Annotated in this window: 15 protein-coding genes; 7 read left to right on the top strand and 8 right to left on the bottom strand. The window is 65.1% G+C overall.

Going from position 1 to position 19,167, the window contains the following annotated elements; translation table 11 throughout:
* Window positions 1–3: 3 nt before the first annotated feature.
* Window positions 4–801 carry an SDR family oxidoreductase gene (locus RhoFasB10_RS07985; protein ID WP_167675893.1) on the bottom strand — a complete coding sequence of 266 codons (798 nt, stop codon included), beginning with the start codon at window positions 799–801 and terminating at the stop codon, window positions 4–6.
* The gene (locus tag RhoFasB10_RS07980; protein ID WP_167675891.1) at window positions 798–1,712 is read right to left on the bottom strand and encodes an alpha/beta fold hydrolase; all 915 of its coding nucleotides are present in this window, start codon (window positions 1,710–1,712) and stop codon (window positions 798–800) included. The genes RhoFasB10_RS07985 and RhoFasB10_RS07980 overlap by 4 nt, the downstream gene beginning before the upstream one ends.
* A gap of 113 nt (window positions 1,713–1,825) precedes the next feature.
* Between RhoFasB10_RS07980 and RhoFasB10_RS07975 the strand changes: the two genes are divergently transcribed.
* On the top strand, window positions 1,826–2,371 hold the full coding sequence (locus RhoFasB10_RS07975) for a TetR/AcrR family transcriptional regulator (RefSeq protein ID WP_167676025.1): 546 nt from the start codon (window positions 1,826–1,828) through the stop codon (window positions 2,369–2,371).
* 344 nt (window positions 2,372–2,715) lie between these two features.
* On the opposite strand, the gene RhoFasB10_RS07970 is transcribed toward RhoFasB10_RS07975, so the two are convergent.
* Both RhoFasB10_RS07970 and RhoFasB10_RS07965 read right to left on the bottom strand, forming a co-directional pair.
* Window positions 2,716–3,066, bottom strand: coding sequence for a GNAT family N-acetyltransferase (locus RhoFasB10_RS07970; protein WP_068424067.1), 351 nt, complete (start codon window positions 3,064–3,066; stop codon window positions 2,716–2,718).
* A gap of 12 nt (window positions 3,067–3,078) precedes the next feature.
* On the bottom strand, window positions 3,079–3,570 hold the full coding sequence (locus tag RhoFasB10_RS07965; RefSeq protein ID WP_254303468.1) for a carboxymuconolactone decarboxylase family protein: 492 nt from the start codon (window positions 3,568–3,570) through the stop codon (window positions 3,079–3,081).
* Window positions 3,571–3,693: 123 nt separating this feature from the next.
* Between RhoFasB10_RS07965 and RhoFasB10_RS07960 the strand changes: the two genes are divergently transcribed.
* From RhoFasB10_RS07960 to RhoFasB10_RS07950, 3 genes are all read left to right on the top strand, one after another.
* Entirely contained in the window at window positions 3,694–4,722 is a 1,029-nt protein-coding gene (locus RhoFasB10_RS07960; RefSeq protein WP_068425838.1) for a pirin family protein, read from the top strand.
* A 77-nt stretch (window positions 4,723–4,799) separates the two neighbouring features.
* The gene (locus tag RhoFasB10_RS07955) at window positions 4,800–6,293 is read left to right on the top strand and encodes an amidase (protein ID WP_068424071.1); all 1,494 of its coding nucleotides are present in this window, start codon (window positions 4,800–4,802) and stop codon (window positions 6,291–6,293) included.
* A gap of 50 nt (window positions 6,294–6,343) precedes the next feature.
* Window positions 6,344–6,622, top strand: a complete 279-nt coding sequence (locus tag RhoFasB10_RS07950; RefSeq protein ID WP_167675889.1) for a Rho termination factor N-terminal domain-containing protein — start codon at window positions 6,344–6,346, stop codon at window positions 6,620–6,622.
* Here the strand turns inward: RhoFasB10_RS07950 and RhoFasB10_RS07945 are convergent.
* Window positions 6,619–7,173 carry a DUF6328 family protein gene (locus tag RhoFasB10_RS07945; RefSeq protein ID WP_222634166.1) on the bottom strand — a complete coding sequence of 185 codons (555 nt, stop codon included), beginning with the start codon at window positions 7,171–7,173 and terminating at the stop codon, window positions 6,619–6,621. The two genes, RhoFasB10_RS07950 and RhoFasB10_RS07945, sit on opposite strands and share 4 nt — an antisense overlap.
* A gap of 41 nt (window positions 7,174–7,214) precedes the next feature.
* A complete protein-coding gene (locus RhoFasB10_RS07940; protein ID WP_114331000.1) occupies window positions 7,215–7,538 on the bottom strand; it encodes a hypothetical protein in 324 nt (107 codons plus the stop codon).
* A 199-nt stretch (window positions 7,539–7,737) separates the two neighbouring features.
* Between RhoFasB10_RS07940 and RhoFasB10_RS07935 the strand changes: the two genes are divergently transcribed.
* From RhoFasB10_RS07935 to pabB, 3 genes are all read left to right on the top strand, one after another.
* The gene (locus tag RhoFasB10_RS07935) at window positions 7,738–8,076 is read left to right on the top strand and encodes an RNA polymerase-binding protein RbpA (RefSeq protein WP_068424075.1); all 339 of its coding nucleotides are present in this window, start codon (window positions 7,738–7,740) and stop codon (window positions 8,074–8,076) included.
* Between the two features lie 338 nt (window positions 8,077–8,414).
* Window positions 8,415–8,792, top strand: a complete 378-nt coding sequence (locus RhoFasB10_RS07930) for a chorismate mutase (protein ID WP_068424077.1) — start codon at window positions 8,415–8,417, stop codon at window positions 8,790–8,792.
* 9 nt (window positions 8,793–8,801) lie between these two features.
* Entirely contained in the window at window positions 8,802–10,847 is a 2,046-nt protein-coding gene (gene pabB, locus RhoFasB10_RS07925; RefSeq protein WP_068425844.1) for an aminodeoxychorismate synthase component I, read from the top strand.
* A 67-nt stretch (window positions 10,848–10,914) separates the two neighbouring features.
* On the opposite strand, the gene RhoFasB10_RS07920 is transcribed toward pabB, so the two are convergent.
* Together RhoFasB10_RS07920 and RhoFasB10_RS07915 are read right to left on the bottom strand one after the other, a co-directional pair.
* A complete protein-coding gene (locus RhoFasB10_RS07920; RefSeq protein ID WP_206030658.1) occupies window positions 10,915–11,532 on the bottom strand; it encodes a hypothetical protein in 618 nt (205 codons plus the stop codon).
* Between the two features lie 103 nt (window positions 11,533–11,635).
* The gene (locus RhoFasB10_RS07915) at window positions 11,636–19,159 is read right to left on the bottom strand and encodes a non-ribosomal peptide synthetase (protein WP_277345856.1); all 7,524 of its coding nucleotides are present in this window, start codon (window positions 19,157–19,159) and stop codon (window positions 11,636–11,638) included.
* Window positions 19,160–19,167: the final 8 nt, after the last annotated feature.

The raw sequence follows: 19,167 nt of genomic DNA, 5'->3' as shown, positions 1-19,167 counted from the left end.
CCTTTACTTGAACGGGTTGAGTGTCCGTCCGAGGAAGTAGCCGATACGGCCAGGGATGGGCCGCATGGCTGCCGCGGAGACCTTGTTGACCACGCCGGGTATGCACACGGGCTTTCCTGCGGTGACTGCTGCCCATCCCTCGCGGACCACGGCTTCGGGGTGCTGCCACATGAATCCCGGTAGGCGGTCTGCGGCGTCGCGGGTGCCCATGACGTCGTGAAATTCGCTGTAAGTGAAGCCCGGGCACAATGCGGTGACGTGAATGCCGTGGGGCTTCAGCTCCATGTCGAGCGATTGGGACATGTTCAGGACGTAGGTCTTTATTCCGGTGTAGAGCAGGCCTTCTCCCGGCGGAGACACCGCGGCGAGGGACGAAAGATTCACGACGCGGCCCCACCGTCGCGTCTTCATTCCGGGTATTACGCGGTGAGTCAGTTCGGTCACCGCAGTCACCATGAGCTGAATCTCGGCAGCGACCGACTCCCAGGGTGTATCGGAGAATTTGGTACTCGAGGACAGCCCTGCGTTGTTGACGAGGATGTCGATCGGCATGCCCAGTTCGTGTGCACGGTCGACGATCGCGGCTGGAGTCGACGGGTCGCTCAAGTCTGCCGCGACGATCTCGGCGCGTACCGCGTGTTGCCGACGCAGTTCGTGTGCGAGCGTCTCCAACCGGTCTGCGCGTCGGGCGACCAGAACGAGGTCGTGACCCTCTGCCGCGAGATGGCGGGCGAATGCGGTTCCGATTCCCGCGGAGGCGCCCGTGACGAGGGCTGTACGTCGAACGGTGTCGGTGGTCATCGTGGGTCTCCCAAGTGGTGGTCGAGGAAATCGATTTGCTCGGCGACGATGGTGTCGAAGTAGGGATCGAGGTACGGCTCGAAGTGGCCGATGTCGTAGGTGTGGACTTCACCGTTCGGAATTCGGCGAGCGACGGCCTGGGCCTTCTCGATCGGTGTGACGTCGTCTTTCGCAGCGAGTTGGACCAGGACGGGGGCGCTCACGTCGCGTGCGTAGCGCCCGGGGGAGTAGAGCGGGACGCGTAGAGCGATCCGGGCGGCGACGTCGTTCTCCGCCAGGAGTTCCTCACGCATGTCGCCCATGCGTTCGACCAGCTCGTAGGCGCCGGGTGAGGTCATCATCGCGATGTCGCCAGGCCGTCCCACCGCGGCCATGCGGTAGGGCGCTCGCCCCGTCCATGCCCGGACTTGGTCACGGATTCCACCCAGGATCAGTCGCGCCACCAACGCCGGAGATTGGGAGAACGCCGACGCAGGTCCGCTCACGTGAGGAACTTGGATGATCGCAGCGGCCAGGCCGGTGTCTCGGGCGGCCAGCTTCAGGACGTGGCCACCGCCGAACGACGACCCCCACGCCACCACTCGCCGTGTGTCGATGCCGTCGAGGCTCCGAACATAGGCGAGTGCAGCAGCCCAATCGGCCTGCTGCTTGCCGATGTCGAGAATGCGGCGCGGCATACCCTCGCTGGCACCCCAATGGCGATAGTCGAAGACGAATGCGGCATAGCCGGCTTGGGCGAACCGCGCGGCGTACGCGTCGAGCCGGAGTTCACGGAACGCCGCGAAGCCGTGCGCGAGCACGACGATCGGCGGGTTCGCGACGCCGTCCGGACGGTAGAGCCAGGCTGCGCACGACGCGTCGCCGGATCCGAAGGTGACATCGGACCGAACGTAACTGCGCTGAGACGTCATAGAGAACCTCCACGAGGTATCTTGAATGGTATTCAACAAGCTAGCAGGCTCTTGAATGCCATTCAAGAGCCAGTGACCAATCCAGAAACATCGTCGTGGAGGTGAACGTCGCCGTGGCGCGGAACAAGAAACCGCAAGCTGCCGATGAGAAGCGCGAAGAGATCGTCGCGGCGGCGCGCAGGTTGTTCGTCGAGGGCGGGTTCGACGCGACGTCGATGAGCAAGCTGGCGAAGGAAGCCGGGGTAGCAGCCAACACGATCTACTGGTATTTCGGGGACAAGGACGACGTACTCGTCGCGGTCGTCTCGGCTGTCATGGCCGACGTCTGGCCGATGTATCAGGCAATTTCGGGTGAGCCGATTGCGGCTCGGGTGCTGTGGATCGTGCGGCGTTTGACCGAGATGAGCGGCCTGGTGACGACAGTCCATGCTCGCGTGGCGCATTCACCGGCGGTAGCGGAGTGGCACAACAACTTTCATCTACTCACAGGCAGTCTGTTCCGTGCCGAACTGGAAGCAGCCGGCGTCTCCGCGGAGACCGTCGACGCCGAAGTGATGATTGCGGTGTTCACCGTCGAAGGGCTGCTGATGCACACGCACGACGAGGGAGAGCAGCGTGCCATCTGCGAAGCGCTGGCTAGTCGATGGCCGGTCGCTTAGTTGACATAATGTAGATTATCGGCAAAACGCCGACATGGGCGCCGAGTCATGAACTGGCTGTACACGGTGCACACGCGTCACGCCTCGACACATCGGAACGCTCTGTCTCACACCGCTCGTAACGTCGATCTCCACGCGGTTCGCGCACTCGGTCCAGCCGGCATCCGCCGGGACGTCGACGGCCCACGATTGTCGCGGTTCTCGCCCCACGATCGTCGTTCACCTCATGGAGTCTCGGCGGCACCGCAAAGCCACGGGACCCCCGACTCACCGACCCTGCCCACACCTATAGAAACGTCACAGTGACGTTTCTATAGGTGTGGAGTTCGTCGCCGGGATCTAGCTCACTGTGACGCTGCGTCGAGAAATTCGAGAACCTGTGGGGTAACCGGGTCCACGATGTCCTGGACCTCCGTGTGCTTGCCGACGTACTTGGCCACCAGCGGACAGACGGCGACCACTCGCAGGCCCTGTGCACGCACGTCGTCGAGTGCGTTCTTCACCAGGATCGAACTGAGGCCGTGGCCCGCATAGGCGTCGTCAGTCTCGGTGTGAAAGAACACCCTCCGGCCGTCGTGGTCGCGGTACTCGGTGAAGCCGATGACGGAGTCGTCGATTCCGAGGGTGTAGCGCTGCCCGGGAGCATCGTGAGCGACGGTGACGCGGTCGCGGATGTCGTCGTTCGAAGCGGTCATCGTGTGGCCTTTCTACTGTTGAGGTCGCACCGTGTGTCGGCTGACGATCGATATGCGGTTGAAGGCATTCATGGCGATTGCTACCCAGCACAATGCCGAAATCTCTTTGTCGGACAACACCTTTCGGGAGAATGCGTAGTCGCGATCCTGGCTGGCGCTGTCGGGCAGCGTGGTGACCGACTCGGCGAGCGTCAGAGCGGCGCGTTCACGATCGTCGAACAACGTCGTGTCCCGCCACGCGGGCAACACCGAGAGCCGCTGCGGCGTCTCCCCCGCTGCCACTGCGGCTGCGCCATGGACGTCCAGACAGTATGCGCACCTGTTGATCTGGGAAACACGGACGTTGACCAGCTCGACGAACCGGCGATCCATACCGGCGTCGTGCGTGGCGGCGCGGACAGCCTTGGCCACAGCGACTTGCGCTTTGAACACTTCGGGATCATGTTTGTCGATCAACACCCGCAGCACTGGAGAGTGTGCATCGTCGGAATCGCTGTGGGTCACGGAAGCCTCTCGGGTCGTACGGAGGGGATCGAACACGTTCTCGCGCATCGACATTACTCGTCGACCGACGGCAGTTCCCACCCCGATCCGGCGAGGTGCGCCGGTGAGGAGGAACATGAGCACATGAGCAACCTCGAAACCCGGCCGTCCGAGATCGACTGCCGGTCGGACGCGGACGCAGGTACTGCTGGTGACGTCGGCGACATCGTCGTGGAGGTGCTCACAGCGCGCGATGTGCCGCTCGGTGGACCGCGTGCGATGACGGTGCGTCGCACACTGCCCCAGCGTGAACGGTCGTTGATCGGCGCCTGGTGTTTCGCCGACCACTACGGTCCCGACGACGTGTCGACGACGGGTGGCATGGACGTACCACCGCATCCACACACCGGTCTGCAGACGGTCAGTTGGCTGTTCACCGGCGAGATCGAACATCGCGACACGATGGGCAATCACGCGATGGTGCGGCCCGGTGAGCTGAACCTGATGACGGCAGGCCACGGGATCGCGCACACCGAGGTGTCGACGTCGAACACCACGATCCTGCACGGCGTCCAGCTCTGGGTGGCCCTTCCGGCCGACGCCGCGGACACGCCGCGCGACTTCGCGCACTACGTGCCGCCTGCCGTCGAGCGGAGCGGCGTCGCCGTTCGCGTGTTTCTCGGCGAATGTGCGGGTGATCGGTCGCCGGTGCACACCTTCACGCCGTTGCTCGGGGCCGAGCTGACGTTCGCGCCGGGTGCCGAGATCGAGCTCGACGTGGACCCCACGTTCGAACACGGTGTCCTCGTCGACGACGGAACAGTGCAGGTCGTCGAGTCCGCAGCCGAACCGCTCGTTCGAACCGAGATGGGATACATCGGGGTCGGCGCGACGCGTCTTCACCTGCGCAACGTCGGCGCCGACGTTGCGGCCCGTGTCGTGTTGCTCGGTGGAACGCCGTTGAACGAGGACATCATCATGTGGTGGAACTTCGTCGGCCGCACGCACTCCGAGATCGAGCGCTACCGCGAGCAGTGGCAGGCGCACAGTGACAGGTTCGGCCAGGTGCAGGGCTACGAGGGGGATACTCAACATCTGCCCGCGCCGACGCTGCCGAACAGCAGCCTCAGGCCGCGAGAGAACAAGGCCGGGCGCGCTTTTCGCGATCGATAGCCGAGTAGCCCAGCCGGGGAACGATTCGCGGGGCGGAATCCATCGAACGGCGGCCCGGCCCGGGATAGCATCGCCCGGTGGAATTCGCCGAATACGTGTCCAACGACGCCACGTCTCTGGCCGAGCTGGTTCGAACCGGCGAGGTCAAGCCCCGCGAACTGCTGAATCTGGCGCGCACGCGGGCGGACGCCGTCGACGGTGGCCTCAACTCCATCGTCATGCGAATGGACGCTGCTGCCGACGAGCGTGCCGACAGCGGCGAATTGACCGGGCCGTTGGCCGGTGTCCCGTTCCTGATCAAGGATCTGGCGCAGGAGTACAAGGGTTACCCGACGTCGTACGGTTCACAATCACTGAAGAACGATGTCGCCGCAGAACATGCACTGGTCACACAGCGGTTCCTCGATGCCGGTCTGGTGATCTTCGGAAAGACCAACACCCCCGAGTTCGGCGCGAAGGGCGTCACCGAATCGGAACTGTGGGGCCCCGCCCGTAATCCGTGGAACCCGGAACGCACGCCGGGTGGATCGTCCGGTGGTGCCGGCGCCGCAGTCGCCGCCGGTATCGTCCCTGCAGCGGGCGCCAACGACGGCGGTGGATCCATCCGCATCCCGGCTGCCTGCAATGGACTGGTCGGGTTGAAACTCGGTCGCGGTCTCTCGCCGTACGGACCACAGACCGGTGAGGTCCTGTTCGGGATGGTCGGGCAAGGTGTGGTGAGCCGAACCGTTCGCGACAGCGCAGCACTGTGCGACGCCATCGTCGGCCCCGACCCGTACGCCGACTATTCGGCGCAGTTCCCGACCACGCCGTTCGCGTCCGATCTCGACCGCCGTCCTGCGAAGCTGCGCATCGGCTGGTCCATCTCGTCGTCGGTGAACCCGAACCCCGACCGTGAAGCCGTCGCGGCGGTCGAACGGGCCGCGACGCTGCTGACCGGGCTCGGCCACCGCGTCGAACAGGTGGCTCCCCCCTACGACGACCGGTCCTTGTCCCGTGACTTCCTGACGATCTGGTTCGCGCAGGTGTACGCCCAGGTCGTCGACATCAAGGCCCGTCTCGGTGCGAAGAACTCGCAGTTCGAACCAGACACGCTGGCGATGGCCGAGTTCGGCCGTCACAGCGGGATGAACGCGATGATCGCCGCTCTCGAGAACACGAGGACCTACGTACGGTCCCTCGCCGAGTTCCACACTCGGTTCGATCTGTTCCTCACCCCCACGCTCGCAACTCCCCCACCGCGGCTCGGCGCAACCGCGACGTCGCCTCTGGTCCAACTTGCAGCACGCGTCATGAACGCCATGCGTGGCGGGCGCGTCATGGCACTGAGCGGCTTGCTCGACGACGCGATCGAGCAGAACCTCGGTTGGGTGCCGTACACCCAGCTGGCCAATCTGACCGGCCGCCCCGCGATCAGCGTTCCGTTGCACTGGACCGACGACGGCCTCCCCCTCGGAGTGCAGTTCGTCGGACCTCTCGGCTCGGAGCGTCTCCTGCTTCAGCTCGCGGCGCAGCTCGAGGAAGCGCAGCCGTGGATTCAACGGTTCCCGGCCCCGCACGGCGTCGTTTGAACAGCGCAACGCACGGATATCCGACTCCCGACACGACGTCAGGAGGAACCATGCCGAAGAATTCGTCGAGCGACTCGAAGCCGCAGCTCAAGGACCAGGACATGTACGAGGAGCTCCGCAAGGAAGGCAACTCGAAAGAAAAAGCGGCTCGCATTTCCAACGCCGCGGCGAACAAGGGTCGGTCGTCCGTCGGCGCGAAGGGCGGTCATTCGGGTTCGTACAAGGACTGGACCGTCGACGACCTGAAGTCGCGGGCCAAGGAACTCGGCCTGTCGGGCTACTCGGATCTGAAGAAGGACGATCTTATCGAGAAGCTGCGCGACCACTAGGACGCAGTCGGACCCCTAGAGTCCGATATCCGGGATTCGTCGCCGGAATCCATGTCGCCATGCGCGAGATGGCTACGCGGCAGGACCCACCACAGGCCGATCAGCAGTACCGCGACGACGATCGCAGCACTGACGGCTCCGACGATGCCCAGCACCAGGTCGAACGTCAGAGTCACTACCCCGACGAGCGCCACGGCGAGTGACAACAGCCCGAGAATGGCAAGTCGGTTTCCGACTCGGACCAGATATCCGATGGCCCGCTTGCGGAACAGAAGACGGTGCATACCGACTGGGGCGATCAGCAGTATCGTCGCGACGATCGACGCAGCGACCGTGACCAGATACACGGCCCGGCCAGTCGACGACAGCTGATCGAAGCGGCCTTGGAACGGGACCGTGAGCAGAAATCCGGTCAACAGCTGAACACCGGTCTGCACGACTCGAAGCTCCTGAAGCAGTGCGTTCCTCTTGCGATCGAGTTGCTGAGTCGGGGTCTCGTTCCGCGCCTTGCCATTCCATTCGCGCTGAGCCTCGCCCTCGCCGGTGTTCATTCGACAACACTACTGCCGGACCGGTCCAGATCCCTCCCACCTCACCGAAGTCGTTCGGCGTCCCGTGCTCGCGATACGAGGTCGTCGCACAGGCGCGTCAATTCCTCGGCCGTGGCACCTTCACCTATCGCGATCGCCACGTCCTCGGCGGCGCACCGGACCTCGAAGGCTCGATCGATCAGGGCCGACGCCTCGTCCGCGGACAGGACGACCGCATCCTCCGCGATCGACGTGCCCTTGACTGCGCTTCGGTGTTCGTAGGCGCGTTGACGGCACGACTGCCTGCAGTACCGTCGCCGACGCCCCATTCCGGAATCCGCGACTTCGCGTCCACACCATTCGCACGCATGGGCTCGTCGGGACATCGGTGACATGCCCACGAGCCTACGGCGTGCTGCCGGGTAGAATGATGCGTACTTGTGCGCGGATCGATTCGTGTCGCACGCCGAACCGGGAACGATCGGCGTGCTCGGCGCGTTGAAGAATCTGTGAGTGGCGTGGGGATCGTGTACAGCAGGCACGACGTCCGCCCCAGCACGCACTATCGAGGGAGAGGACTTCACAATGGCAGATCGTGTACTTCGGGGTAGCCGACTCGGCGCTGTCAGCTACGAGACCGATCGAGATCACGACCTCGCGCCTCGTCGCGTCGCCCGCTACCGCTGCGACAACGGCGAAGAGTTCGATGTGCCGTTCGCGGACGACGCCGAAATTCCGGGCACCTGGATGTGCCGCAACGGTCTGGAAGGCACCCTGATCGAGGGCGCTGCGCCCGAGACCAAGAAGGTCAAGCCTCCTCGTACTCACTGGGACATGTTGCTCGAGCGTCGCTCGGTCGAGGAGCTCGAAGAGCTTCTCAAGGAGCGAATGGACCTCCTCAAGGTGAAGCGACGCGGAGCCTGATACTCGGGTAGCGCCGATGCGCACCACCGTTCGCGTTCGGACTCCGCGAATCCGAGCGTACGAAATGCAACTGCGCCGAACGAATTCATTCGTTCGGCGCAGTTTTTTCGTCTCGAATGGGCTCGAAGTTTGTTTTTCGGGCGTCGTGCAACGATCCGACGACGAAAACGAAAATGTCGGTCATTGTTCCCCTCGTGGGGCGCGCCGAGATGTCAGAATCGAAGGCTGAGCCGATCGTCGTCGGGGTAACGGTCCAGAAAGTCAGCGCGATATGTTGTGAATACCGTTGAAATCGAGCAATCGCAGCGCTGTGCTGCAGAACGAGGGGGCAGCGAATCGTGAGCGACGAGTCCGACGGATTGTTGAGATCGCTTCGCGGTGAACTCGATGCGATCGACCGGCGGCTGCTGGAAGCGGTCAAGGAACGCATCGACGTGTGCGTTCGCGTCGCACATGTGAAGCGAGACTTCGATATTCCGATGATGCAGCCCGGCCGTGTCGGTGTCGTGCAGGACCGCGCTCGTGAATTCGCGCGGAACAACGATCTGTCCGAGGACTTCCTGGCGTCGGTGTATTCCCTGCTCATCGCAGAGGCTTGTCGCGTCGAGGACGTCATCATCGACGCGGACCCGGTCGCAGCCTCGCTGGAGTCGAACTCGGACGGCGCAGCATCGACGAACGGCGACGGACCCGCCTCGACTCCGCGGCAGCGTTAGGTGGCCGTCATGGCAGTGCGCACTTTGTTGATCGACAATTACGATTCGTTCACGTACAACCTGTACGGACTACTCGCCGAGGTCAACGGAACTCCGCCCACCGTCGTGAAGAACGACGTCGCTTGGGAGACATTGGATTTCGCCCGATACGACAACGTTGTCATCTCCCCCGGCCCCGGCCGACCCGCCACCGCCCACGACCTCGGCATCTCGTCGCGTGTGATTCTCGAGAGTGGTCTACCGGTGCTGGGTGTCTGTCTGGGGCACCAGGCCATCTGTCACGTGCTGGGTGGTCACGTCGATCTCGCGCCGCTCCCGATGCATGGTCGTGTCTCGACGATCACGCACGCCGGCACCGATCTGTTCGACGGGCTGCCGTCGTCGTTCTCGGTGGTCAGGTATCACTCGCTCGTCGCAATCGAGCTTCCCGACGACCTGGAGCCGTGTGCGTGGACGGCCGACGGCCTCGTCATGGCTGTTCGCCACCGCACGCTTCCGATGTGGGGAGTGCAGTTTCACCCCGAGTCGATCAGCACCGAATACGGACGGGAGCTTCTGGCGAACTTTCGCGATCTGAGTCTGCCCGCCGCGACGTCGCAGACTGCGCCTACCCGGTCCGCGTACGCCATCGAAACCCGTTGCGTCGAGGGCGATTTCGATACCGAACAGGTCTTTCGCGCATTGTTCGCCGACGGTCCGAACAAGTTCTGGCTCGACGGGAGCTCGGCGTTGGAGGCGGACTCACGGTTCTCCATCATGGGTGATTGTTCCGGTCCCCGTGCGGAATACGTGACCTACAGCGTCGCCGCGGCGCGCGTGAACGTGCAGCGCAGCGACGGCACCGTCGAGTCGGTGGATTCGACGTTCTTCGACTACCTGAATCGGCAGTTGACGGAACGCGCCGTCCCGCCGCTGCACGACCATCCGTTCGCCTTCGGTCTCGGGTACGTCGGCTATCTGGGGTACGAACTGAAGGCAGACGTGGGAGGTCAGCTGGTCCACACTGCCCCGACTCCGGACGCGTCGATGGTCTTCGCCGACCGCGCGCTCGTGTTCGATCACGACGCCGGGCGGTGCCATGTTCTGGCGCTGGTCGCCGATCACGAGGAGCCGGCGACACTCGACTGGTTCGCATCGATCACCGAGTCGCTGCGGCGTCTCGACGGAGTTCGAGGTCGTTCCGAGCCGGAGCCCGAACAGCCGTTGGTCGCTCCGACGGTGCAAGCGGATCTGCAGCTCCGCCACGATCGCGCGAAGTACATCGGACTGATCGAACAGTGTCTCGCCGACATCCGGTCGGGTGAGACCTACGAGGTGTGTCTGACCAACATGGCGACGTTCCCGGGACCGATCGACGCGCTCGGCACGTATTCGTGTCTGCGCGAGATCAATCCGACCCCGTACAGCGCGTTCCTCGGGTTCGACGACCTGTCCGTCTCCAGCGCATCGCCCGAACGCTTCCTCCGCATCGACGCCGACCGCATCGTGGAGTCGAAGCCCATCAAGGGCACGCGTCCCCGGGGCGCAACGGAGGCGGAAGACGAGTTGCTGCGGGCGGATCTTCTCTCGAACGAGAAGGACAACGCCGAGAACCTCATGATCGTCGATCTGGTCCGTAACGATCTCGCTCGCGTGTGCGTGCCCGGTTCGGTGCACGTACCGAAGCTGTTCGATGTCGAAACCTATGCTCCTGTGCACCAATTGGTGTCGACTGTTCGGGGCCGTCTGCGTGAGGACGCGTCGGCCGTGGACTGCATCGGGGCTGCATTCCCGGGCGGCTCGATGACGGGAGCGCCGAAGATCCGTACGATGGCGATCATCGACAAGCTGGAAGACGGCCCTCGCGGGGTGTATTCCGGAGCGATCGGCTACTTCTCGTTGACCGGCACCGCCGACTTCTCGATCGTGATCAGAACCATCGTCTCCACCGAGCACGAGGTGACCTTCGGTGTCGGCGGCGCAATCGTGGCGTTGTCGGATCCCGAGGAGGAATTCACCGAGACCATGGTGAAGGCCGTCTCGATGCGCCGCGCGTTGGACAACACGAACAACTGACCTACCCATCGAAAAAGATCGGGCCGCAACGGTGACACCGTTGCGGCCCGATCTTTCGTCGTGCCGTCTACGGAGTGTTGAAGTACTCGAACGCCGCAGGCCCGATGTTGGGGTTCGCGTTGTTCGTCCCGATGATCGTGCCCGCCACGACACCGATCGCTGTACCGATGATGCAACCCGCGATGAAATTGGGGAAGATCGACACACACCCGATCGCAAGTCCGAGTGCCGCACCTACGGCTGCTCCTGCCGCTCCCCCGTTGGCCAGTCCGATTCCGGTCTGGCTGAGCAGGTTGTCCAGCGCCTGCTGTTTCGTCACCGGTCCGGCCACGTCGGTGACCAACGCGGCCGGCTGCGGTGTGAGCAGAAGCTGCCGCTCCCCTGTGATCGACGGTGCGATCGAATACTGCGTTCCGTTCACCGTGTACGTCAGCGGCAGGCTCGCGAGCACCGCCCCCGAATCACCGACGACCTGAACCGCCGACGCCGACGCGTCGAGGCGGAAGGCGCCGCCGTCGAGGACGGTCCTCACCGATCCTTCGGGGGTGGCCGACGTTTCGAAGCCGACCGACTCTGCTGCGGGTGCAGCATTCGCAGGGCCGCTGCCGAGAGCCACGGTGACCGCGGTCGTGGCCACGACCGCCACGATGGTTGCTGACACGGACTTGATTCGTTTCACAGGCATCCCCAGACCGTAGTTCGGCGAAATGGATCGTGCGTAGGTCACGATGGTATTCGCTACCGCGCGTTCTGTGACCGAATGAAGCAAAATTCGTCGGAACCAGAAATCATCTGTCGAGATACTCTTCGAGTTCCTTTCCGATTTCCGCGAGAACCTCCGGCTCGATCATTTGATTGTGCGCGCAATCGATCGATCGAATACGTATTTCTCCGGACACGAACGAATTCCACTGCGACGGTTCTCGTCGAACTCCGTCACCGGATCCCCGTGCGGCCGCGAAGAACAGAACATCACCGTCGAACTCATCCGGAACGAATGCATTCATCAAAGCTGTCGAATTCGAGAATCCCGCATTGATTCGTTCGAGGTGACCGGGAGTCAGGCCGGTGTCCTGTCCGAAGGCGTCGTTCAGCAACGTCACGGCACCGTCGTAGGTCAGGGCAGGTTCGGACTCGTCACGCGAGACGTCCACGCCGAGGCCCTCGAGAAGTTCCTCGACGGTCAGTTCACCCGCGGTCGTCTCGGCAGGATCGAGAACGTAGCTGTCCATGATCGTCAGCGACTCGATCTCCGCACCCGTCGCACGCAACTCGACGGCGACGGCATGCGCGATGGCGCCGCCGAGCGACCACCCGAGCACGTTGTACGGCCCGTCCGGCTGAACCGCGCGGATTTCCTCGACGTACCGGTGTGCGAGTTCCTGGATGGACTCGAACCGCCCACCTTCGGAGATACTCGGCAGCTGCAGACCGTAGACGGGACGGTCGTCGTCGAGGTGCCGCACGATTCCCGAGTAACCCCACGACAGGCCGATTCCCGGGTGGACGCAGAACAACGGCGTTCCGTTGCCCTCCGCGCGCAACGGGATCACGACCGAGAACGCGGCGTCGAGCTGGGATGTCGACGTGCCTTCCCCTGCGTCGATCCGCGCGGCGAGACCGCCTGCCGTCGGATCGAGGAACAGCGCCTGCAGCGGAACCCGGACGCCGACGGCCGCTTCGAGTGCGGGCACGATCCTCGTCGCGACGAGGGAGGTACCACCGAGATCGAAGAAGTTGTCGTCGACTCCGACCGTGGTGACTCCGAGGATGTCGGCGAACACCGCGACGACCGCGGTCTCCGTCGGGGTCGACGGCGCACGGTACGGCGTCGATGTCGACCCCAGCTCCGGTACCGGAAGAGCACGGCGATCGAGCTTGCCGACGGGAGTCAACGGAATCTCGTCGAGTTCGACGATCGCCGTCGGCACCATGTGCCGCGGAAGGGATGCGGCGAGGAAGTCGGTCAGCTGCGTCGTCGAGACGCTGTGCTCGTCGTTCACCCGGATGTAGGAGACGAGAACCGTGTCACCCGACGGCGCGGTGTGACCGATCGTCGCCGCGAAGCCGACCGCGTCGTGCTCGGTGAGCGCGGCGTCGATCTCACCGAGTTCGATGCGGAAGCCGCGCACCTTGACCTGGAAGTCGCTGCGTCCGACGAACTCGATCGTGTGACCACTCGTCCAGCGGACGACGTCGCCCGTGCGGTACATACGCTCGCCGGGCTCGCCGAACGGATCCGCGACGAACCGTTCCGAGGTCAACGCGAACCGGTGCAGGTAACCGCGGGCCGTCGCGGGTCCGGCGATGTACAGCTCGCCGGCGACCCCCGCAGGCACGGGCCTGAGTCGCTCGTCCAACACGAGGTACCGGAACCCGATCGCCGGGCTACCGACGTCGATCGAAGCACCGGCCGCGAGCGGGCCGCCGACGCTGGCCTGGATGGTCGTCTCCGTCGGGCCGTACCCGTTGAACAGTTCGCGTCCGGGCGCCCAGCGGGCGACGAGTTCGGACGTCACCGCCTCGCCGCCGAGTGCGAGCACCTCCACGTCGGGAAGCCTGTCGGCGTCGATGGACGCGAGCGCCGCGGGTGTCAGGAACGTGTGCGTCACCCGGTGCGCTTCGAGGTAGTCGGCCAGATCACTGCCGCCGTAGAGGCCGGGCGGGACGATGACCAGAATCGCACCGACGCCGATGGCCATCGTCATCTCGTACACGGACGCGTCGAAACTCGGTGACGCGTTGTGCGAGATGCGCGATTGCCGCGTCGGGTGGAACCGCAGTGTCACCTCGTGCTCGAGGTTCGACATTCCGCGGTGTCGGACGGCCACACCCTTCGGACGACCCGTGGACCCCGACGTGTAGATCAAGTACGCCGGATGGTCGAGTTGCAGAGCCGACGTTCGGTCCGCATCGGTCACCGGATCCGTCGGGTACTGCTCGGCGTCGGCGACGAACTCCGGGTCATCCACGACGAGCCAGGTGACGCTGTCCGGCAACTGATTTCGGAACGCAGACAACGTGAGGCCGATCGGAGACCGGGAGTCGTCCAGCATGTGAGCGATGCGCTCGGACGGGTAGTTCGGATCGACGGGGAGGAACGCGGCGCCCGATTTGGTGACGCCCCATGTCGAGACGACCGATTCGATCGACCGCGGCATCGCGAGCGCCACGTACGTCTCCGGTCCCGCGCCGTAATCGATGAGCATGCGCGCGATCTGGGTCGAGACGGAGTCCAGTTCGGCGTACGTCAGCGTTCGGTCGAGGTACTCGAGGGCGATGCCGTCGTGATTCTCCCGGACGGCATGCGCGAGAATTTCGGGCCACGTCGAGGGTTCTCCCCCGTCGTCGCCGCGCGCAGGCGCGAACAGCGGCCGTTCGGTCTCGGTGAGGATGTCGATGTCGCCGATTGGAGCATCGGGTGCGCCGATCGCCGCATCGAGGATGCGTACGAAGCGTTCGGCGAACGAGTAAACGGTCGACGGTTCGAACAGCGCGGTCGCATAGTCGATCGCACCGTCGATACCGGCGGGTGCGCCCTGTTCGTCGAACGTTTCGGACAGCAGCAGTTGCAGGTCCTGCTTGGCCACCGGCACGTCGATGTCGACGCCTTCCACGACCAGGCCCGGCAGGTCGAGTCGCGCCCGTTCGTTGTTCTGGAACGACAACGCGACCTGCGACAACGGCGCATACGCGGTGGAACGCGACGGGTTGAGCACTTCGACCACCCGCTCGAACGGGATGTCACCGCGCGCGAACGCTTCGAGGTCGTCGTGTACGAGGCGTCGCAGAAGCGCATCGAACGACTCGGCGCCCACGACGACGGTCCGCAGCACGAGGGTGTTGACGAACATGCCGACGATGTCGTCGAGTGCCGCCTCGCCGCGGCCGGCGATCGGAGTCGAGATGGCGATGTCGTCGGTGCCGCTGAGCCTGGACAGAGTCACCGCGAACGCACCGTGCACGATCATGAACATCGTCGCCGGGTGAGTCCGGGCGAACTCGGTCAGCCTGACGTGCAGTTCGGCGTCGATCGTGAATCGGACGCGGCCACCGACGAATGTCTGCGTGGTCGGACGGGGCTTGTCCGTCGGCAACGGAAGCAGCTCGGGCAGACCGCGCAGCGTCGTGCGCCAGTACTCGAGCTGACGTGAGGCGATGCTCGTCGGATCGTCCTCGTCGCCGAGCAGCTCGCGCTGCCACAGCGTGTAGTCGGCGTACTGCACCTCGAGCGGTTCCCACGCGGGAGCCGTCGACTGCGTTCGTGCCAGGTACGCGGTCATGACGTCGCGAGCCAGCGGCGCCATCGACGCGCCGTCGGCCGAGATGTGGTGCACGACGACGGTGAGGACGTGGACGGGCTCGTCGGGCGACGGGACCTCGAACACCGCGAGGCGGATCGGAATCTCGGTCGCCACGTCGAAACCGACGCCGACGAAGCGTCCGACGGCCTCGTGAATGTCGTTCTCCTCCACCGGCGTCACGACGACCGTCGGAAGGACGTCCTCGGTGCGGTGTACGAGCTGCTGCGGTCCATCGGCTCCGGCGGGGAACGTCGTGCGCAGCGACTCGTGCCGATCCAGCAGGTCCGACACCGCCGCCGTCAAAGCGGCCGGATCGAGCTCGCCGGTCAGCCGGACGACGAGAGGCACGTTGTACGCCGGTGACGACGGGTCGAAGCGGTTGATGAACCACATCCGCTGCTGCGCGAGCGACAGCGGAATCTCCGCAGGTCGCGCCTTCGCGCCGAGTACCGGACGGCCGTCCACAGCCGAAGATCCGCGGACGAGTGCGGCGAGCGCCGCCACCGTCGGGGCTTCGAAGATGGCTCGGACACCGAGGCTGCTCGACGTCGTCGCATTGACACGTGCGATCACGCGCGTTGCGGACAGCGAGTCGCCACCGCGGTCGAAGAATCCGTCCAGTGCTCCGACGCGGTCGACTCCGAGGATGTCGGCGAACACCGCGGCGACCGCTTCTTCCTCCGCGTCGCGCGGCGCGACGTAGTCGGCGGTCTCGGCACCGAACTCGGGTGTCGGCAGTGCTCGGCGATCGAGCTTGCCGACGGGCGTCAGCGGAATCTGTTCCAGCGGAACGATGATCGACGGCACCATGTGTCCGGGCAGGCTGGCGGCCGCGTGTTCGGTCAGTACCGACACGTCGAGTTCCGCCGTCCGGTCCACCGGACGAACGTATGACACGAGAACCGTAGTGCCGGAGGGTGATTCGGCGCCCACCGTCGCGACGAAGTCGACGCTCGGGTGCGAGGACAACACTGCGTCGATCTCGCCGAGCTCGATACGGAAGCCGCGCACCTTGACTTGGAAGTCGCTGCGTCCCACGTATTCGACGGTGCGTTCCGGCGTCCACCGAACGACGTCACCGGTGCGGTACATCCGCGTTCCCGGCTTGCCGAACGGATTGGCGACGAACCGCTCCGCGGTGAGGCCGGGACGATCGTGGTAGCCGCGTGCCAGGCCTGCGCCCGCGAGGTAGAGCTCTCCCTGCACGCCGACGGGAACCGGCTGCATCCGGCCGTCGAGGACGACCGCTTCCACGCCGCGGATCGGGCCGCCGATGGTGAGCAGCGAATCGCCGTCGAGCGGATCGCTGATGTTCGACATGATGGTGGTCTCGGTCGGGCCGTATCCGTTGAACAGGGCACGGCCGGGCGCCCACGTCGTCACGAGCTCGGCAGGCACTGCTTCGCCGCCGACGACGACGTTTTCGAACGTGTCGAGCCCGATCGGATTCACCGAGGCCAGCACAGCGGGCGTGATGAACGCGTGCGTGACGCCTTCCGCCGCGATGATGGCCCGTAGTTCGTCGCCGCCGTAGACGGTGGGCGGGACGATCACCATGGTCGAGCCTGCACCGAACGCCAGCAGATATTCGAGTACGGATGCGTCGAAGCTCGGCGACGACACGTGCAACGTCCGTGCGTCCGGCGTCAGCGAGTACCGATCGATCTGCTCGTTCGCGAAATTCTCCAGGCCGCTGTGGGTGACGACGACGCCCTTGGGCAGACCCGTCGAACCCGATGTGTAGATCGCGTAGGCCGCGCTGGACATGTCGACGCCTGCGACGCGTTCGGTCTCGGTGAGAGGCTCGGACGACAACGACGCCAGTTCGGACTCGGTGTCGACGTCGTCGACGACGATCCAGGGCTCACCGCCGACGAGTGCGGCCGGAAGATCGTCGCGATTCGTCGTCGTCGTGATGCCGAATCGGGCGGCCGAATCGGACAGCATGTGGTCGATGCGATCGCGTGGATAACCCGGGTCCACCGGAACGAATGCCGCTCCGGTCTTGGCGACGGCCCACACCGCGACGACCGACTCCACCGACCGAGGCAGGCCGAGCGCAACGAACGTTTCGGCTGCCACTCCGCGGCGCAGCAGCAGGCGTGCCAGCTGCGACGACCGGCGATCGAGTTCGCGGTAGTCGACGGACCTGCCGTCGTAGCGCAGCGCGATCCGATCGGGGTCCATCGACGCCGCACGCTCGAAGACCTGCGCGAGCAACCGCGTCGACCCGCCTTCGAGTCCCGAGACGGGTGCCAGGGCGTCGTGCTCCGCGTCGTCGACCAGCCTGATGCCTGCGACCGGCCTGCGGTCGTCGGACAGCATCGCGTGGAGCACGCGTTCGACGCGGCCGACGATGCGCTCGACCTCGTTCTCGGCGAACAGATCTGGGAGATACTTCGCCTTCAGATGCAGTCGATCGTCCACCGACGCGACGAGCGTCAGCGGATAGTGCGCGGCGTCCTTGCCCACGACGTCGGCGACGCGCATGCCTGCGATGTCGGTGTCCTCCGACAGTCCCGCGCGATCGACAGGATACGACTCGAACACGGTGAGGGTGTCGAACGCGACGCCGGCGCCGGCGGCACGCTGGATCTCGGTGAGACCCATGTAGTGGTGATCGAGCAGTGACGCCTGCTCCACCTGGATCCGGTCGACGAGATCGCCGATCGGCTCTGCCGGGTCGAGTGTGACGCGGACCGGCAGCGTGTTGATGAACAGGCCGATCATGGACTCGATGCCCGGAATCTCCGGCGGTCTACCCGAGACGGTGGCGCCGAAGACGACGTCGTGACGACCGGTCAACGTGGCCAACACGATTCCCCACGCGCTCTGCACGAACGTGTTGAGCGTCGCACCGCGCTGAGCCGCACGGTCGCGAAGTGCCGCCGTCGTCTCCAGGGACAGCGATCGCGTCGTCTCGAGCGACACCGTCGACAACTGACGGCCGCGGTCCGCGGCGGCCAGCAGCGTCGGCTCCTCGACACCCGCGAGCGCCCGAACCCATTGTGCCGTCGACACTTCCGGGTCCTGCTTCTTCATCCACGACAGATAGTCACGGTATGCAGGCACCCGCGGCAGCATCGAGTCGTCGCCCGCCGTCGCGTACAGCGTCAGCAGTTCCTTGATGAGAAGTGGGGTGGACCAGCCGTCCAGCAGTATGTGGTGATTGGTCAGCAGCAGTCGCCACTCGCCGTCGGCCTTCGTGATCAGGGTGAACCGGAGCAACGGCGCACGATCGAGCACGAACCGCGTGCCCCTGTCCTCGGCCAGGACGGATTCCAACGCGCTCTCGGCGTCGTCGGCGCCGCGCAGGTCGACCTGCTTCCACGGCACCCGAACCCCGGTCTGTACGACCTGCACGGAGTGGCCTGCGGCGTCGTGCACGAACGCGGTACGCAGGTTCGCATGGCGATCCAGCAGCGTCTGAGCTGCCGCCTTCATGCGCGTCGCGTCGACCGTTCCGCGGAGCTCGAGGCCGAGCTGCACCATGTACGCGTCGACGCCGTCGTCGGCACCCGCTGCGACGCCGTGTCCCACCTCGCCCGCGAGGCGCGCGTGGAACAGCAGACCCGACTGCAGAGGCGACATCGACCAGACGTCGTCGAGCGCCGGGAAGCGCTGTTCGAGGTCCACGATCGTCGCCTGGTCGAGATCGACGAGCTCGAGGTCGGACGGGGTGTATCCACCCGCATCGGTACCTGCCGCGTGCACGGTCAGCGCCGTCAGCGCTTCGATCCACAGTTCGACGAGCCGCTCCACCTCGGACGCGGACAACACACCCGTCGGGAACGCGAACGTCGCGTCGAGCACCGGGCCGGCAGGCGTCGAATTGGTGACTGCGTTGATGTCGAGCAGCGCGGGGACCGGCATCGTCGGATTCTGCGCATCCCCGAGGGACGCGTCGGACACCGGAATCCAGCCGACGTCGTCCATGCCCTCGGTCGACGCGGTCGCGAACCGGCCGAGGTAGTTGAAGCTGACCTGCGGACGATCGAACCCGCCCAGTGCCTGCC

Origin of the sequence: Rhodococcus sp. B10 (assembly GCF_011770055.1) — a bacterium.
GTDB lineage: Bacteria > Actinomycetota > Actinomycetes > Mycobacteriales > Mycobacteriaceae > Rhodococcoides > Rhodococcoides kyotonensis_B.
The sequence above is the reverse complement of the archived record's forward strand: the minus strand, read 5'-3'. Positions and strand labels throughout refer to the sequence as shown.

What these genes read in the sequence shown, in the direction of transcription:
- pabB (WP_068425844.1), top strand. Translation starts at nt 8,802, where the DNA reads ATGGCAGTGCGCACTTTGTTGATCGACAATTACGATTCGTTCACGTAC.
- RhoFasB10_RS07920 (WP_206030658.1), bottom strand. Translation starts at nt 11,532, where the DNA reads ATGCCTGTGAAACGAATCAAGTCCGTGTCAGCAACCATCGTGGCGGTC.
- RhoFasB10_RS07960 (WP_068425838.1), top strand. Translation starts at nt 3,694, where the DNA reads ATGAGCAACCTCGAAACCCGGCCGTCCGAGATCGACTGCCGGTCGGAC.
- RhoFasB10_RS07940 (WP_114331000.1), bottom strand. Translation starts at nt 7,538, where the DNA reads ATGTCCCGACGAGCCCATGCGTGCGAATGGTGTGGACGCGAAGTCGCG.
- RhoFasB10_RS07970 (WP_068424067.1), bottom strand. Translation starts at nt 3,066, where the DNA reads ATGACCGCTTCGAACGACGACATCCGCGACCGCGTCACCGTCGCTCAC.
- RhoFasB10_RS07935 (WP_068424075.1), top strand. Translation starts at nt 7,738, where the DNA reads ATGGCAGATCGTGTACTTCGGGGTAGCCGACTCGGCGCTGTCAGCTAC.
- RhoFasB10_RS07950 (WP_167675889.1), top strand. Translation starts at nt 6,344, where the DNA reads ATGCCGAAGAATTCGTCGAGCGACTCGAAGCCGCAGCTCAAGGACCAG.
- RhoFasB10_RS07985 (WP_167675893.1), bottom strand. Translation starts at nt 801, where the DNA reads ATGACCACCGACACCGTTCGACGTACAGCCCTCGTCACGGGCGCCTCC.
- RhoFasB10_RS07945 (WP_222634166.1), bottom strand. Translation starts at nt 7,173, where the DNA reads ATGAACACCGGCGAGGGCGAGGCTCAGCGCGAATGGAATGGCAAGGCG.
- RhoFasB10_RS07980 (WP_167675891.1), bottom strand. Translation starts at nt 1,712, where the DNA reads ATGACGTCTCAGCGCAGTTACGTTCGGTCCGATGTCACCTTCGGATCC.